The following is a 14,966-nucleotide window of genomic DNA, read 5'->3' on the forward strand; positions in this document are numbered from 1 at the left end:
CCCTAGCGCGCGGGCACTTCCTCGTTGCGCATGCGCGCGTCGAGCAACATCACGGTCTGGCGGGCGAGCAACTCGAGCGTGCGCACCTGCACCGGGGTCAAGTCGCGCGGCACGGTGTCGGCCACGCTGACGGCGCCCATCGACACGGCGCCAGCGGTCATGAACGGCGCACCCGCATAGAAGCGGATGCAGGGCGGCTCGTTCACCAGGGCAAGGCGGTTGAAGCGCGCGTCGGCCCGGGCATCGGGCACCACCAGCACGTCGGGCATCCCGCCAACCGCGTGCGTGCAGAACGAGGCGTCGCGCGCCAGCTTCTTCAGCTCCGCGCCGACGATGGCCTGAAACCAGACCGCCTCGCCATCCATCATCGACACGGCGGCGATGGGGGTTTCACAGATGCGCGCCGCGGTTTCGGCCACGTACTGCAGGGCCGACATGCCGCGCGCCTGCAGCAGCGCCAGGCTGCGGCGCTCGGACTCGTCGCGTGCGCCGTCCGCGCCATCGGCCAAGTCGGCCAGCAACACGGTCGGCTCCCACGCGCCGGCCGCGCCCCGCGGTGCCGGTGGCGCCGGCGCGAACAACTGCGTTTCGGCATCCCCGATCGGCGCAGGCGTGCCGCGGCCCACCTCCACTGGGGTGCGGCGAAGCATTTTGACCAGCCAATCGAACATGATGGATGCAGTCTGGGGTATGCGGTTGGCAACCCCCTATAGGCGCAATGGTGACTTTCGTGTGCGATTATTCCTTACGTTTTTTTACAGGGCCAGCCCCTTCGCAATGGCCCCACGGCCGTGAAGCATTCCATTGCTCGTGGTGGGGACAACTACATAGGGGTGTATTCACCCAATTGCATGTGCGCAATGACATTCATGCAGTGAAGGGTGCGCGCCCAGCCGCTTCTACGCGCGCGCGCAAATTGGTCGCAGCGGCACTGCTGGGCTGGCTGCTGTCCGGTATGGCGGGTGCCCAAACCTTCGACGCCCTGCGCGCCGAACACCGCCCGTCCGACACGCAAATCCTCGACCGCCGCGGCGAGCCCCTGCAGCGCCTGCGCACCGACACCCGCGTGCGCCGAGGCGACTGGGTGCCGTTGGCGCGCATATCGCCCGCGCTGCGCCAGGCGCTGGTGCTGTCGGAAGACAAGCGCTTTTACGAACATGCTGGCGTGGACTGGCGCGCCGTCAGCGCCGCCGCGTGGGCCAACCTGTGGCACACCCGCACGCGCGGTGCGTCCACGCTGACGATGCAGCTGGCTGGCCTGCTGGACGACGATTTGCGCCTGGGCACGGGCGGGCGGTCGATCCGCCAGAAGATCGGCCAGGCCGTGATGGCCACGCGGCTGGAGACGCAGTGGCGCAAAGACGAGATCCTGGAGGCCTACCTCAACCTCGTGCCCTTCCGCGGCGAGCTGGTCGGCATCGACGCGCTGTCGCGCACCCTGTTCGCCAAGGCGCCACACGGCCTGCAAGACCACGAAGCCGCCATCGCCGCCGCCCTGGTGCGCGCCCCCAATGCCCACCCGGCCCTGGTGGCCGAACGCGCCTGCGGCGTGCTGAAGGACATGCGCGGCCCGCAGGCCCAGGTCGACTGCGTGGCGCTGGACATGCAGACCGAGATGGCCCTGTCGCGCCGCGCTTTTGCGCCCAGCGACGGCGTGGCGCCCCACGCCGCGCGCCGCGTGCTGGCCGCCTGGCGCGCCGCCCACGCGGGCGAGCCCCTGCCCGCCAGCCTGCGCAGCACGCTGGACGCGCGCGTGCAGCGCCTGGCCCTGCAAACGCTGACGCAGCACGTCAAAGAGCTACACGGCCGCAACGTCGAAGACGGCGCCGTCGTCGTGCTGGACAACGCCAGCGGCGACGTGCTGGCCTGGGTCGGCTCCACCGGCGCTTTGAGTGCAGCTGCCGAGGTCGACGGCGTGCTGGCCCCGCGCCAGCCCGCCAGCACGCTCAAGCCCTTTCTGTACGCGCAGGCGATTGCCGAGCGGCGGCTGACCGCCGCATCGCTCATCGACGATTCCCCCGCCGCGCTGCAAACCGGCAGCGGCCTGTACATCCCGCAGAACTACGACCGGCGCTTCAAAGGCTGGGTGTCGGCGCGCACCGCACTGGCGTCGTCGCTGAACGTGCCGGCCGTGCGCACCCTGGTCATGGTGTCGCCCGACGCGTTTGCACACCAGCTGCGCGCCCTGGGCATCGGCCTGCGCGAAGGCGGCGACTACTACGGCTACAGCCTGGCGCTGGGCAGCGCTGAAATGCCGCTGCTGCAGCTCACCAACGCCTACCGCGCGCTGGCCAACGACGGGCGCTTCAGCCTCACGGCGCTGCTGCCGGGTGGCCCGGCGCCGCAGTTCAAACAGGTGCTGGATGCGGCCGCCAGCTTCATCGTCAGCGACATCCTGGCCGACACCAACGCCCGCGCGCCCACCTTCGGCTCCGACTCGCTGCTGGCCACGCGCTTTTGGACCGCCGTCAAGACCGGCACCAGCAAGGACATGCGCGACAACTGGGCCGTGGGCTACAGCCAGCGCTACACCGTCGGCGTGTGGGTCGGCAACGCCAGCGGCGCCGCCATGTGGGACGTCAGCGGCACCAGCGGCGCCGCGCCCGTCTGGGCCGCCCTGATGCGCGCCCTGCACGGCCCCGGCGCCGCGCCATCGCGCGCCCCCACCCCGCCCGCTGGCGTGGTTGCGCAGCGCGTCAGCTTTGGCAATGGGCTGGAGGCGGCGCGCAGCGAATGGTTCATCCCCGGCACGCAGCAGGCGCTATTTGCTATCGAATCAGAAGCTGGCCGCGCAGATGGCTCTAGGGCCAGTGGCCCAAAAGGCTCAAAAAATTCAATTGGGAACAGCGCCAGCGACGACGCCATCGCCCCGCGCATCACCGCCCCGCAAGACGGCACCACCCTCGCGCTCGACCCCGACATCCCCCCCGCGCGCCAACGCCTGACCCTGAGCGCCGAAGCCGGCAGCGCCCCCCCGGCCCAGCTGCGCTGGTGGATCGGCGAACGCGAAATCGGCCGCGGAGAACGCGCCCAATGGCTCCCCTGGCCCGGTCGCCACACCGTGCAGCTGCGCGACGCGCAAGGGCGTGTGCACGATGAAAGGCGGGTGGAGGTCAGGGGCGCCACCGTCAAAGCGCCAGACGCCCGCCGCACACCGCGCTGACGCGCCGAGGAGCCGCTCGCTCGTCCGCTGAGCGAGCAAGCCCATCGGCCTGTCTGTCTTCTTCCAGCACACGAACGAAAGGCCCGCTGGCCGCGCCGTTTTCGCGCACGGCCTACACTCGTTTGGGTTTTTTCCCAGGCTTTGCGGCGCTTTTCATGTCCGACTTCGACTTCGACCTTTTCATCATCGGCGGCGGCTCCGGCGGCGTGCGGGCGGCGCGGTTTGCGGCGCAGCGCGGGGCGCGCGTGGGGGTGGCCGAAAGCGGGCGCATGGGCGGCACTTGCGTGAACGTGGGCTGCATTCCCAAAAAGCTCTACAGCTTTGCCGCGCACTACGCTGAAAGCTTTGCCGAATCGCGCGGCTTTGGCTGGCAGTTGCCGGGCACGCCGACGCTCGACTGGGCGACGCTGAAGGCCAACCGCGCGACCGAGATCACGCGGCTGAACGGCATTTACGACGGCATCGTGGCCGGTGCAGGGGCCGAGCGCCTGCAGGGCCACGCCAGCCTGGTCGACGCGCACGCGGTGGCGGTGCAACTGGACGCGGGCCCTGAGCGGCGCGTGACCGCGCGCCACATCCTGATCGCCACCGGCGGCACGCCTTTCAAGCCGGACCTGCCCGGCGCCGAGCTGGCGGTGGTGTCGGACGACGTGTTCGACTTGCCCACCTTCCCCCAACGCCTGGTGGTGGTGGGCGGCGGCTACATCGGTTGCGAGATGGCCAGCATCTTCCACGGCCTGGGCGCGGCGGTGACGCTGGTGTACCGGGGCGAGCAGGTGCTGCGCGGCTTTGACGAAGAGGTGCGCACCTTCACCGCGGGCGAAATGGCCAAGGCCGGCGTTCAGATCCGCACCGGCACCGACGTGCAGCGCATCGAAGCGCTGGCGGACGGCGCGCGCCGCCTGCACCTGACCGACGGCAGCACGCTGGACGCCGACGTGGTGCTGTACGCCACCGGCCGCCGCCCGAATGTGGACCGCCTGAACCTCGCCGCCGTGGGCGTGCGCCAGACCAAGAACGGCCACATCGAGGTGGACGAGCACTTCACCACCAGCGTGCCCAGCGTCTTCGCGCTGGGCGACGCCATCGGCCGCAAAGACCTGACGCCGGTGGCGCTGGGTGAAGCCATGGTGCTGGTCGACCACCTGTTCGGCCCCGCGCCCGGCAAGCCCGCGCGCGAGCCGCTGGACTACGCGCTGATCCCCACCGCCGTCTTCACCCACCCGCCGATCGGCACCGTGGGCGTGGGCGAGGAAGACGCGCGCAAGCAGTACGGCGCCATCCGCGTGTTCCGCAGCGACTTCAAGCCACTGAAACACACGCTGAGCGGCAGCACCGAGCGCACGCTGGTCAAGCTGATCGTCGACGCGGCGACCGACCGCGTGGTGGGCCTGCACATGGTCGGCGCCGAGGCCGGCGAGATCGTGCAAGGCTTTGCCGTCGCCTTGCAATGCGGCGCGACCAAGGCGCAGTTCGACCGCACGGTGGGCATCCACCCGACCACGGCAGAAGAGTTCGTCACGCTGCGCGAAGTCACCAGGCTCTGATTTTCATAGCTGCCTGCGCTCGTCTGGCGGGGGCTGAAGCCGCTTTTTGACCTTGATGGGCGATTCGGTCGGGTCAACGCACCCCCGCCATCGGGTCAACCTGAGCGGGGGTGGGTCGCGCACCCGGGCGACGGATACGCCCCCGTGATTCAGGTGCTTTTCTAGTTTCTTGGTTCGCCCCCGGCCGCAGCCACCCCGCGCCGGCCACACGCGCACCCTGCGCTGTCTGTTCATCCGCGATGCCAGGTCAATTGGCACCCAACCAAGGGTTTTTCCCAGGCATGGCGGTCACGTCAATGCCAACTCAAAGATAGACAAGACCGTCCACCAAAAGTTGGAATAGGGGTGGGTAACGTATGTATACAAGCCAGCCCCGCCCCCGGGGATTCGCTGCTCACCCTTGGCGCCACACCATGCACCTCGCTCCCTCGTCTTTGAGCCAGATCCTGCCGCGCCGCTCGCATCGCATGGCCACCGCCTTGCTGTTGGCACTGGCCGGCACTTCGACCACCTCGGCCGCGGCCCTGTCGTCGTCTGCCCCCAGCACCGAACAGGTGCAAAAGGCCTTGGGCGGACTGGGCGTGCCGTTTGAGGCCAACACCGGCCAGTGGGATGCCGGCGTGGCCTACCTGGCCAAGACCTTTGCCGGCAACGTGGTGGTGATGCGCGATGGCCGCATCGTCTACGACTTGCCGGGCAAGGTGCTTGAGTCGGCCGCGGCCAAGACGTCGGATTTGCCCAAGGAGCGCCAGCAGCCCACCGAGCGCGGCCCCGGCTGGCGCCTGAGCGAGACGCTGGTGGGCGCACTGCCGCTGTCGCCCCAGGGCCAGCAGCAGGCGGCCACCCAGGTCAGCCGCTTCACGCCGCAAGGCAGCTACCACAGCGTCACCTACCAGAGCATCCAGATGGGCCAGGCCTGGCCGGGCATCGCGCTGGAGCTGGCCGCGCGCGGCAACAACGTGGAGAAGCTCTTTCACGTCGCCCCCGGCGCCGATGCGCGCCAGATCCAGTTGCAAGTCGGTGGTGCCCAAGCCCTGACGCTGGGCAGCGACGGCAGCCTGATCGCCAGCACCGGCAACGGCGATGTGGCCTACACCCCGCCCGTGGCCTGGCAGACCATCGAGGGGCAACGCGTGCCGGTGCCAGTGCGCTATGCGCTGCTGGACAAGCAGGCGGGCCAGCGCGGCAAGCCAGCCGCCAAAGCCATCCATGCCAACCGCACCTCCGCCAGCGCCCGCTACGGCTTTACCCTGGGCGCGCACGATCCGGCGTACCCCCTGACCATCGATCCGCTGCTGCAGAGTACGTACCTGGGGGGAGGAAGCGACGACCGGATCACCGCCCTGGCCGTGGCCCCCCAAAGCGACGGCAGCTTTGACGTGATCGTGGCGGGCTATACCACCTCCTCCGACCTGCCCTGCGCCGCCGGCAGCACCACCGCCTCCAGCGCGCTCAACCCCACCTGCCGCCAGGATGGGGCTCAGAAGGTCTACAAGGGCGGCCTCTGGGATGGCTTCGTGGCCCGCCTCTCGGGCGACTTGCGCACCCTGCGGCAGAGCACTTACCTGGGGGGCGGAGGCTACGACCTCATCACCGCCCTGGCCGTGGCCCCCCAAAGCGACGGCAGCTTTGAGGTGATCGTGGGCGGCTATACCTATTCCACCAACCTGCCCTGCGCCGCCGGCAGCACCATCGCGTCCAGCGCGCAAACCCCCACCTGCCCCCAGGATGGGGCGCAGAGGGTCCTCAAGGGTATCGCCGACGGTTTCGTGGCCCGCCTCTCGGGCGATCTGCGCGCCGTGTCGCCCCAAACTCTCACCTTCCACGCACCCAACCCGGCCAGCCGGCCCTTGGTGCCGGGCGGCAGCGTGGCCTTCGGCGCCGCCACGGCCAGCTCTGGCCTGCCGGTGAGTTACAGCGCCGGCCCGGCCGGCGTGTGCACGCTGGCCGATCCAGCCGTGTCCACGCTGACGATGGTGGGCGTAGGCACCTGCACGGTGGTGGCGCGCCAGGCGGGCAATGCGCAGTGGCAACCGGCCGAGGATGTGTCGCAGACGCTGACGTTCACCGCTCAGACCGACTGGACGGGCCCGGTGCCGGGCATGACGGGCAGCGGTGGTGTGGCGGTGACGGGTGGCAGCGCCACCTGCACGCTGGACACGTCGGCGGCCACGGGCTTTGTGGCTTCGCCCGGTGCGGCGGCCGAGGCGGAGCTGCAAGCGCTGCACCCGGGGGCGACGCTGCCTTATGGCGCCTTCACCTTGCGCGCCAGTGGTTGCGCGGGCGATACGCTGACGGTGACGATCACCTACCCTGAGCCGCTGCCGGCAGGCCTGGTGCTGCTGAAGTGGGGCCCGCCGGCCGCGGGCGCTGCACAGGCCTGGTTTGCCCCGCCGGGGCTGAACCTGTCGGCTTCCCGCCGGACGGTGAGTTACCTATTGGACGACGATGGCGCGGGCGACAGCGAAACCGTCGCAGCCGGCGTGATCATCGACCCGTTCGCCCCGGTGCTGCTAGCGGCCGTGCCGGTAGCGGTGCCGACGCTAGGCCAGTGGGCGCTGATCCTGCTGGGCGGGCTGATCGGCGCGCTGGGGCTGCGCCGCTGGCCGGTGGGGGCTGCGCTGCGCGGCGGGGGGCGCTGAGGCAGCAGCGGGTAACTTGAGGTGACTAAGCCAAGGGCCTGCGGACCCTTTGCTTTGCTATGGATTGGGTAGCTGCCTGCGCTGATGGGTGTAGGGCTGGCGGGCGAAATCACCTAAAACTGCACGGTGCCAGGCAGCGCGGCCAATCGCGCATGCGCGGCGCCCGAATCACTTGCATTTTGATAGCTACTCGCGCTGATGGTTGTAAGGCCTGCGGCCTAAAAAGCTCACAATCCGCCAGTTCAGGCCACGACAGCGCGTCCGAACCGGCGCCCCCTTCAGCCAGCCACGGCGTTCAGCCACCCGTGCTGTCTACCCGCCGCTGCGCGCGGCGCCGCCGCCAATGCCACAGCGCCGCCGCCAGCATGACGACCAGCAGCGCCAGCCCGGCCCAGTGTTCGGCGTGTTCGATGCCGTGCAGCGCGCGCTCGGCCGCGTGGCCGAACAGCCAGCCAGCGCCGGCCACGGCCACGCCCCAGACGGCGGCGCCGAGCGCGTTGAAGGCGACAAAGCGCTGCCAAGGCAGGCGCGTGGTGCCCAGCAGGATCGGCCCGGCGATGCGCAGGCCGTACATGAAGCGCACACCCACCACCATGCCCGCGCCCCAGCGCGCCAGGCCCTGGTTCAGCCGGTCGCGGTAGGCGCCCAGCTGCGGCCAGCGCGCCAGCACCGCCGGCCCGTGGCGCCGGCCCAGGGCGAACAGCGCCACGTCGCTCAGGGCGCCCATGGCCGCGCCCAGCGCCATCACCGTGGGCAGGGCCGTGGCGCGCCGCCAGCCCGGCCAGGATCAGCACGGTTTCGCCTTCCAGCAGGCAGCCCAGGGCCACGGCCCAGTAGCCGTACTGGGCGATTAGGTGGTTCAGGTGTTCCACGGTGCGCCGGTGGCCGCATCGGGGCCGCTGGCGCCCAGTTGCCGCGCCAGGTCGGTCAGGCTGGCGGCGTGCAGGTCGTTCTCGGCGCGCGGCGACACGTCCTTGGGCCGTGCGGCGCCGAATTCCAGCGGCCGTTCGATGTATGCGGTGCGCAGGCCGCACGCGCGGGCGCCGGCCAGGTCGTCGTGGTGGGCGGCGACCAGCATGACGGCGTCGGGCGGCACGTCGAAGGTGCGCGCCACGCCCAGGTAGGTGGCCGGATCGGGCTTGTAGGCGCGAAAGACCTCGGCGCTCAGCACCGCGTCCCACGGCAGGCCGGCGCGCTTGGCCATGCGGGTCAGCAGGTCGAGGTTGCCGTTGGACAGGCTGACGACGATGAAACGCTGCTTCAGCTGGCCCAGGCCGGCCACGCTGTCGGGCCACGGCTGCAGACGGTGCCACACGCGGTTGAGGTGGGCGCGCGCGGCTTCATGAAGGTGCGCCAGGCCAAAGCGCGGCAGCAGCGTCTCCAGAATCTGGCGGTGCAGCGCGTCGATCAGCGTCCAGGGCTGCTCGCCGCGCATCACGGCGGCCATGGCGGGTGCGTAGCCGGCGCGCCAGGCGGTGGCGAAGGCGTCGGCGTCCACGTCCGGGACCAGCGCCTGCAGTTCGCGCACGATGCTGCCGTGCCAGTCGACCACGGTGCCGAAGATGTCGAAGGCCAGCACTTGCACGGTGTCGGCCAGGGGGGAAAGGTTAGCAGCGGGGTCGGACATGGGGCGCGTGCTCGGGGCGGTGGGGCCTGCAGTATCGCCGGCCAAACGCGCCGCGGTGTCAGGCAAATGCACGCGTGCAGGCGCTACGATGGCGCCACTGAGGAGCCGCCCGAATGCCCGACCTGTCCAAAATCACCTGCATCGAAGACCTGCGCGTGATCGCCCAACGCCGCGTGCCGCGCATGTTCTACGACTACGCCGATTCCGGCTCGTACACCGAAGGCACTTACCGCGCCAACCAGGCGGACTTCCAGCCCATCCAGTTGCGCCAGCGCGTCGCCATCAACATGGAAGGCCGCAGCACGGCCACCACCATGATCGGCCAGCACGTGGCCATGCCGGTGGCCATTGCGCCGACGGGCCTGACCGGCATGCAGCACGCCGACGGCGAGATTCTGGCGGCGCGCGCGGCCAAGAAGGCGGGCATCCCGTTCACGCTGTCGACGATGAGCATCTGCTCGATCGAAGACGTGGCCCAACACGCGGGCCCGGGCTTCTGGTTCCAGCTGTACGTGATGCGCGACCGCGACTTCATCGAAAGGCTGATCGACCGCGCCAAGGCCGCCGGCTGCGGCGCGCTGGTGATCACGCTGGATTTGCAAATCCTCGGCCAGCGCCACAAGGACATCAAAAACGGCTTGTCCACCCCGCCCAAGCCAACCCTTGCCAACCTGATCAACCTGGCGACCAAACCGGCCTGGTGCCTGGGCATGCTGGGCACGCCGCGGCGCAAGTTCGGCAACATCCACGGCCACGTCAAAGGCGTGACCGACATGAGCAACCTGGGCGCCTGGACGGCCGGGCAGTTTGACCCGCGCCTGAACTGGGGCGACGTCGAATGGATCAAGAACCGCTGGGGCGGCAAGATCATCATCAAAGGCATCATGGAGCCCGAAGACGCGCGCCTGGCCGTCGACAGCGGCGCCGACGCGCTGATCGTCAGCAACCACGGCGGCCGCCAGCTGGACGGCGCGCCCTCGGCCATCCACGCCCTGCCCGCCATCGTCGACGCGGTGGGCAATCAAATCGAAGTGCACATGGACAGCGGCATCCGCAGCGGGCAGGACGTGCTGAAAGCCTGGGCGCTGGGCGCACGCGGCACCTACATCGGCCGCGCCTTCCTGTACGGCCTGGGCGCCGCGGGCGAAGCGGGCGTCAGCAAGGCGCTGGAGATCATCCAGAAAGAGCTGGACACCACCATGGCCTTCTGCGGCCACACGCAGATCGGCCAAGTGGACCAAAGCATCCTGCGGCCGGGGACGTACCCAACGGCCTGAGGCCGGTGGGCAGGCAGCCCAGCACGCACCCGGCGCTTCGCGCAGGCGCGCAGGAGCGCGGCCCCGGCCGGTGCTGCCACGCTGGCTTCCTCATCGCCGTAACCGTAGCCACGCGCGTCGGCGTGGCTGCCGCCTTGCGCCCCCCGGCCCGCCTGTGGCCGACGCGGCAAGCACGGCCCTCGCCGCGCATCGCCCGCTGCGCCAGGGCGACAGCGGTCGTGGAACGCGCCGCCGTCCACCTACGTTTTGTTGCAGCGCCCCTGCCGCCCTCGAACATACTCCCTGCCAGTTATTTAGCAACGTGGACCCCCACGGTCCGCGCCGTCTGATTTCAGGAGGAACCCCGTCATGACCCGATACCCATCCCGCCCCCTGCACGGCTGGCCCGTGGCCGCCACCGCCCTGGCGCTGGCCGCGCTGAGCGCTTGCGGCGAGAAAACCGCCCCGGCACCCGCGCCCGCACCGGCCCCTGCGGCGGCCCCTGCGCCAACAGCGCCGCCCGCACCACCCGCACCGAAAGCCCCACCGGCACCGCAAGCCAAGGCCCCTGCGTCGGAATCCCAGAAGCTGAACGAGTACGTGGCCTGCTACAACGGCGCCGACAGCCGCGCGCACGACGCCATGAACCGCTACCGCCGGTGGGTGCAGGACATGAAGACCGGCCCCACGGGCAAGGAGCGCAACGTCCTCGGCGTCTACACCGTGTCCGACCACAGCGTGAAGGCATGCGCCAAGCTGCCCGAGTTGGCCGACGCCGCCCCGCCCCTGCCCGAGCTGGACCAGGCCGCCAAGCCCTACGCCGCCGCCCTCACCGCCTGGGCCGGCACGCTGGCAGAAGCCGACAAGTACTACAGCCGCCAGGACTACAAGGACGACAAAATGGCCAAGGGCAAGGCCATGCACGCCGACCTGGTCAAGCATTTCGAGGCCTTCGACACCGCGTCCAAAGCCTTCAGCCAGGCGCTGGAAACCGCCAACGACAAGCGCCAGACCGAACAGCTGGCCGAGCTGGAAAAGTCCGAAGGCCGCAAGTTCAACTACTGGCACATCGCCACCATGATGAACGCCAAGAAGCTGACCAAGCTGATCAGCGAAGACAGCTTCGACGTCGACCAGGCCAGCGCCGCGCTGAAGGCCTTCGAAGACGCCGCCCAGGGCCTGACCGACTTCGCCAAGCAGGCGCCCAAGGACGAGCTGCCGATGATGTATTCGTCCATGGGCTCGGCCGTGGAGGACTTCCTGGTCGCCGCCAAGCAGCGCATCCGCCGCGTGCGCGACAAGGTGCCTTACAGCCAGGGCGAGAAGATGAACCTGGGCGGTGGCGGCGGCTGGATGGTCAACGGCTCGCCCGACGCGCTGGTGCGCAAGTACAACGACCTGATCGGCGCCAGCAACCGGCTGCGCTGACGCACGCAGCGGCGCGTCGCTGACCACGCAGCGGCGCGGCCCAGGCGCACGCTGCCACTCTGCCCGCTCAGCGCTTCTTCTTCGCCGCCACGCGCGCCGCGTTCTGGGCCACGTTGTGCGCCACCGCAGCGCGCACCAAGGCCTGCAAGGCGCCCGCGTCCAGCGCCTCGCCCTCCCGCACATCGATCGCGCGCCGCTGGTTGCCGTCCAGACTGGCGTTGAACAGCCCGGCCGGGTCGGGCAAGGCCGCGCCTTCGGCAAACGTCAGCTTCAGCTTGTCCTTGTACACCTCGCCCGTGCACAGGATGCCGCCGCACGACCACACCGGCACGCCCGCCGGGTTGCTGGGCTTGACCCATTTCACGGCTTCGGCGATGGCCGGGTCGGCCGCCCGAATCCATTGGCGCAGCTGCGCCAGCGCCGGGCCGCGCCAGTCGGCCAGCGCCGCGATCTTCTGGTCGATGCGCCGCGCGGCGTCGGCCGCGCCGTCGTCCATTGGGGTTAGGGTCATCGCAAAACCTCCGGCCAAATCAAGGGAAACGACGCTAACAGAGCGCTGCCGTGTCCTGCAAGCGGTGGCTGCAAACGCCAGGAAAAGCGCCTGCTGCGCCTCAGGCGCCACGCCACCCCGGCCATGGAGCGTTCGAGGCTGCCCAGCAACGAGGCGAGCGCAGCGGGTGACAGAGCAGGTTTTCGAATAAAAATCGAGTTCCGCCATACAACCATCAGCGCAGGCAGCTACTCAATTCATAGCTAATGACTGGCCACGCGTGATCGCCAAGGGCCTGGGCACGGGCCTGAACGGAGGCCGGAGCACGCACGCACCGACTGCACTGCGGCAACACGGGCTCGGACGCTCACCCGAAGCGCCCTTCCCGCCAATCGGCCTTCGCCCGGCTGCTCTCGCCGACCGGTGTGAACGCCGCCCCGCCTGCCCCCGACCGGTGCAACCGTCGACGCTGCCCTGGTCACCGCCCCCGCGCAGACCTAAGCCAAAAGGTTTCGCCGCCGCCCGACCCGCGCAAAAAGCCGGTCAAAACCTGTCGTTTATTTGCCAACTTTGTCACGTTTGCAGGCCCGCTGTCAGCCAGGTGGGGTTCAATCGGTGCATCGCCCGGCGCACACCGCCACCGCGCAACTTCTGTTTACATATCAAGCACTTAACCCAAGTTTCGGGAGCGAACCACACCATGAAAAAGACCCTGATTTCCCTCGCCGTGCTGGCCGCCAGCACCGGCGCTTTCGCGCAATCGTCTGTGACGCTGTATGGGACGGCAGATGCAGGCGTGGGCAAGTTGGGACATGGCAAAGTCGGCATGCAAGGCAATACCGCGGTCAACACCAGCAACAGCTATCTGGGCTTTCGCGGGACGGAAGATCTGGGTGGTGGCCTGAAGGCGGGCTTCCAGTTCGAGCAGGGCATCAATCTGAAAGACGGCAGCACGGACGACAAGGCGAACTATTCGATACCGACCATTTGGCAACGACAGGCCAATTTGTGGCTTGGCGGCAATTGGGGCACGTTCCGCCTGGGTCGTGCCTTCTCGCCCAGCCGCAACGCCTTCGCGGCGTGGGACATCACGGGGGACGCGAACAACTCGGTGGCTGCCGCGAGCTACGGGAATCTTGGCGGCAACGGCCCGCGCAACAGCAGCCAGTTCAGCTACAAGACGCCCGACTTTGGCGGCTTCGCGGCCGAACTGGGTTACGTGTTCAAACCCGACAACGGCGGCCGTGCCAAGGTCGATCTCGGCCTGACCTATATCAATGGGCCGCTGAGTGCCGGCGTGTCCTACAACAAAGAGAAAAATTCCAAAGCCAACTACGCTCTGGGTGCGCAGTACCGCTTCGGCATGTTTGCGCTTGCCGCGGGCTACCACCATATTGAAAACGGTGGCTACAACGATGACATTACCGGTCAACCCATTGCTGGCGCTGTGGGCCGTGGTAGTGGTGTGTCGCTGGGTGGTAAAGCCAATTTCGGTGCGGCCAGCGTGACGGTTGGCCTGACTCGAGACACGAAGTCGGAGTACGTTGTCAACAACATCAAGTACAAAGGCAGGAAGAACACCAATGGGCTGGTTGAGGGGCGCTATGCGTTCTCCAAACGCACCTTTGTCTATGCTAACTACCTGCGTGTAGACCGCACCAACAGCTACGGTGTTGGCATGCGCCACGATTTCTGACGCCGCTTGAGCGTTGCGCCTGCGCCCGCCGCAGGCGCTTCGTAAAAAAGAACAGCCCGCACATCGCGGGTTTTTTTGCGCCCCCAGGGGCGCGCTCAGGTCGCGCCAGCGGCGGCAAGCGCGCAAGGCACGCCCGTCGGAGAAAGGCGGCGTTTTTCAATGAAATCGCCCTCCAGCGCTAGAGTCACCAGCGCGGCCAGCTATCAAATGAATAGTATTTCGCGCAACAAATCGATTGACCCGCGGGTGGGTTCGGTGGAAGCGGCGCGCCTCCAACCGGTGACGGGCCGCCGCGCTGGCCGCCCTCTCGCCCCTCACACCCAACGCCGCACACGCTCCGCATAGCGGGTGAAATGCTCGCCAAAGCGTTCGCGCAAGATGCGTTCTTCCGGCTGGATCTGCAGCGCGTTCAGCACCCACACGAACAACGGCAGCACGACCAGGCTGGCGGCGTTGCCCAGGTAGGCGGCCCAGCCGATGAGCACCATCAGCATGCCCAGGTACATGGGGTTGCGGGTGATGGCGAAGACGCCGGTTTGCACCAGGGTGCTGGCGCGCTGGGGCGCGAGCGGGTTGATGGTGGTGCGGGCGCGGCGGAATTCGACGACGCCGGCCAGCGCGATGCAGCCGCCGGCCAGCGCCAGGCCAATGGCGGCGCCCACACCGAACGGGTAGGCGCCCGTGGGCCACAGCTGGGCGGCCGGAAACGTGCGCGCCAGCCACCACATGAGGCCGATGCCGGCCAGGTCGATGACGGGCGGGGGGATGCGGTGTTCGAGCCAGCGCATGGGAATTCAGGCCTTGTGGGGAAGGCACCGCTGCGGCGGTGCGATGGGCGAAGGCGCGGCAGACGGGTCTGCGCGTGGGCATGGCGCGTGCTGCGCGCACTGTGCCGGGAAGTCGTGCGCAGGTGCCGAGGCGCCGTTCGCAGATGCCACCAAAGCCCTGCCCTGCGCCCGCCCACGGCTGGCGGCGCGGCTCGCGCACGCGCTCGCCTTGTATGTCCACGATGTGCCGTACGCCCGATGAAAAGCGCCGCGGCCCACCAACGGCCCGCCAAGGCGGGTGATGGTGAGGCGCGGCGCGGGCATGGACTGCTCCTGAAAAAGAAGCTGGC

Annotated in this window: 12 protein-coding genes; 7 read left to right on the forward strand and 5 right to left on the reverse strand. The window is 68.9% G+C overall.

Translation table 11 applies throughout. The features are described 5' to 3' along the window. Positions 1–2: 2 nt before the first annotated feature. Positions 3–650, reverse strand: coding sequence for a GAF domain-containing protein (locus tag FVQ98_RS00090; RefSeq protein ID WP_147911389.1), 648 nt, complete (start codon positions 648–650; stop codon positions 3–5). 305 nt (positions 651–955) lie between these two features. Here FVQ98_RS00090 and pbpC point away from each other — a divergent pair, with 305 nt between their 5' ends. The 3 genes from pbpC (at position 956) to FVQ98_RS00105 (ending at position 7,352) form a co-directional block, all read left to right on the forward strand. After that, positions 956–3,163: a penicillin-binding protein 1C gene (gene pbpC, locus FVQ98_RS00095; protein WP_147911390.1), complete on the forward strand. Its 2,208-nt coding sequence runs from the start codon at positions 956–958 to the stop codon at positions 3,161–3,163. Positions 3,164–3,318: 155 nt separating this feature from the next. Further along, positions 3,319–4,710, forward strand: coding sequence for a glutathione-disulfide reductase (gene gorA / locus FVQ98_RS00100; protein ID WP_147911391.1), 1,392 nt, complete (start codon positions 3,319–3,321; stop codon positions 4,708–4,710). 413 nt (positions 4,711–5,123) lie between these two features. Then, a complete protein-coding gene (locus tag FVQ98_RS00105) occupies positions 5,124–7,352 on the forward strand; it encodes an IPTL-CTERM sorting domain-containing protein (RefSeq protein WP_147911392.1) in 2,229 nt (742 codons plus the stop codon). A 295-nt stretch (positions 7,353–7,647) separates the two neighbouring features. Here the strand turns inward: FVQ98_RS00105 and FVQ98_RS00110 are convergent, their stop codons facing one another. After that, positions 7,648–8,079 (reverse strand): DedA family protein, encoded by a 432-nt coding sequence (locus FVQ98_RS00110; protein ID WP_187265574.1) that lies wholly within the window; start codon positions 8,077–8,079, stop codon positions 7,648–7,650. Here FVQ98_RS00110 and FVQ98_RS19950 point away from each other — a divergent pair. Beyond that, on the forward strand, positions 8,078–8,206 hold the full coding sequence (locus tag FVQ98_RS19950; protein WP_255507552.1) for a hypothetical protein: 129 nt from the start codon (positions 8,078–8,080) through the stop codon (positions 8,204–8,206). The two genes, FVQ98_RS00110 and FVQ98_RS19950, sit on opposite strands and share 2 nt — an antisense overlap. A 5-nt stretch (positions 8,207–8,211) precedes the next feature. Here FVQ98_RS19950 and FVQ98_RS00115 read toward each other — a convergent pair whose 3' ends face one another. Continuing rightward, positions 8,212–8,979 (reverse strand): haloacid dehalogenase type II, encoded by a 768-nt coding sequence (locus tag FVQ98_RS00115; protein WP_147911394.1) that lies wholly within the window; start codon positions 8,977–8,979, stop codon positions 8,212–8,214. A gap of 113 nt (positions 8,980–9,092) precedes the next feature. Here FVQ98_RS00115 and FVQ98_RS00120 point away from each other — a divergent pair, with 113 nt between their 5' ends. Together FVQ98_RS00120 and FVQ98_RS00125 are read left to right on the forward strand one after the other, a co-directional pair. Further along, a complete protein-coding gene (locus FVQ98_RS00120; RefSeq protein ID WP_147911395.1) occupies positions 9,093–10,256 on the forward strand; it encodes an alpha-hydroxy acid oxidase in 1,164 nt (387 codons plus the stop codon). 348 nt (positions 10,257–10,604) lie between these two features. Next, positions 10,605–11,663 (forward strand): YiiG family protein, encoded by a 1,059-nt coding sequence (locus FVQ98_RS00125; RefSeq protein ID WP_147911396.1) that lies wholly within the window; start codon positions 10,605–10,607, stop codon positions 11,661–11,663. 67 nt (positions 11,664–11,730) lie between these two features. Here FVQ98_RS00125 and FVQ98_RS00130 read toward each other — a convergent pair whose 3' ends face one another. Beyond that, on the reverse strand, positions 11,731–12,174 hold the full coding sequence (locus tag FVQ98_RS00130) for a DUF1801 domain-containing protein (RefSeq protein ID WP_147911397.1): 444 nt from the start codon (positions 12,172–12,174) through the stop codon (positions 11,731–11,733). Positions 12,175–12,853: 679 nt separating this feature from the next. On the opposite strand from FVQ98_RS00130, the gene FVQ98_RS00135 reads away from it, so the two are divergent. Beyond that, positions 12,854–13,849: a porin gene (locus FVQ98_RS00135; protein WP_147911398.1), complete on the forward strand. Its 996-nt coding sequence runs from the start codon at positions 12,854–12,856 to the stop codon at positions 13,847–13,849. A gap of 314 nt (positions 13,850–14,163) precedes the next feature. Here the strand turns inward: FVQ98_RS00135 and FVQ98_RS00140 are convergent, their stop codons facing one another. Then, positions 14,164–14,637, reverse strand: coding sequence for a methyltransferase family protein (locus FVQ98_RS00140; protein ID WP_147911399.1), 474 nt, complete (start codon positions 14,635–14,637; stop codon positions 14,164–14,166). Positions 14,638–14,966 lie beyond the last annotated feature (329 nt).

The organism is Ottowia flava, assembly GCF_008017535.1.
GTDB lineage: Bacteria > Pseudomonadota > Gammaproteobacteria > Burkholderiales > Burkholderiaceae_C > Ottowia > Ottowia flava.

Coding starts and splice junctions, on each gene's coding strand:
- FVQ98_RS00090 (WP_147911389.1), bottom strand. CDS start 650: ATGCTTCGCCGCACCCCAGTGGAGGTGGGCCGCGGCACGCCTGCGCCG.
- pbpC (WP_147911390.1), top strand. CDS start 956: ATGGCGGGTGCCCAAACCTTCGACGCCCTGCGCGCCGAACACCGCCCG.
- gorA (WP_147911391.1), top strand. CDS start 3,319: ATGTCCGACTTCGACTTCGACCTTTTCATCATCGGCGGCGGCTCCGGC.
- FVQ98_RS00105 (WP_147911392.1), top strand. CDS start 5,124: ATGCACCTCGCTCCCTCGTCTTTGAGCCAGATCCTGCCGCGCCGCTCG.
- FVQ98_RS19950 (WP_255507552.1), top strand. CDS start 8,078: ATGGCCGCGCCCAGCGCCATCACCGTGGGCAGGGCCGTGGCGCGCCGC.
- FVQ98_RS00110 (WP_187265574.1), bottom strand. CDS start 8,079: ATGGGCGCCCTGAGCGACGTGGCGCTGTTCGCCCTGGGCCGGCGCCAC.
- FVQ98_RS00115 (WP_147911394.1), bottom strand. CDS start 8,979: ATGTCCGACCCCGCTGCTAACCTTTCCCCCCTGGCCGACACCGTGCAA.
- FVQ98_RS00120 (WP_147911395.1), top strand. CDS start 9,093: ATGCCCGACCTGTCCAAAATCACCTGCATCGAAGACCTGCGCGTGATC.
- FVQ98_RS00125 (WP_147911396.1), top strand. CDS start 10,605: ATGACCCGATACCCATCCCGCCCCCTGCACGGCTGGCCCGTGGCCGCC.
- FVQ98_RS00130 (WP_147911397.1), bottom strand. CDS start 12,174: ATGACCCTAACCCCAATGGACGACGGCGCGGCCGACGCCGCGCGGCGC.
- FVQ98_RS00135 (WP_147911398.1), top strand. CDS start 12,854: ATGAAAAAGACCCTGATTTCCCTCGCCGTGCTGGCCGCCAGCACCGGC.
- FVQ98_RS00140 (WP_147911399.1), bottom strand. CDS start 14,637: ATGCGCTGGCTCGAACACCGCATCCCCCCGCCCGTCATCGACCTGGCC.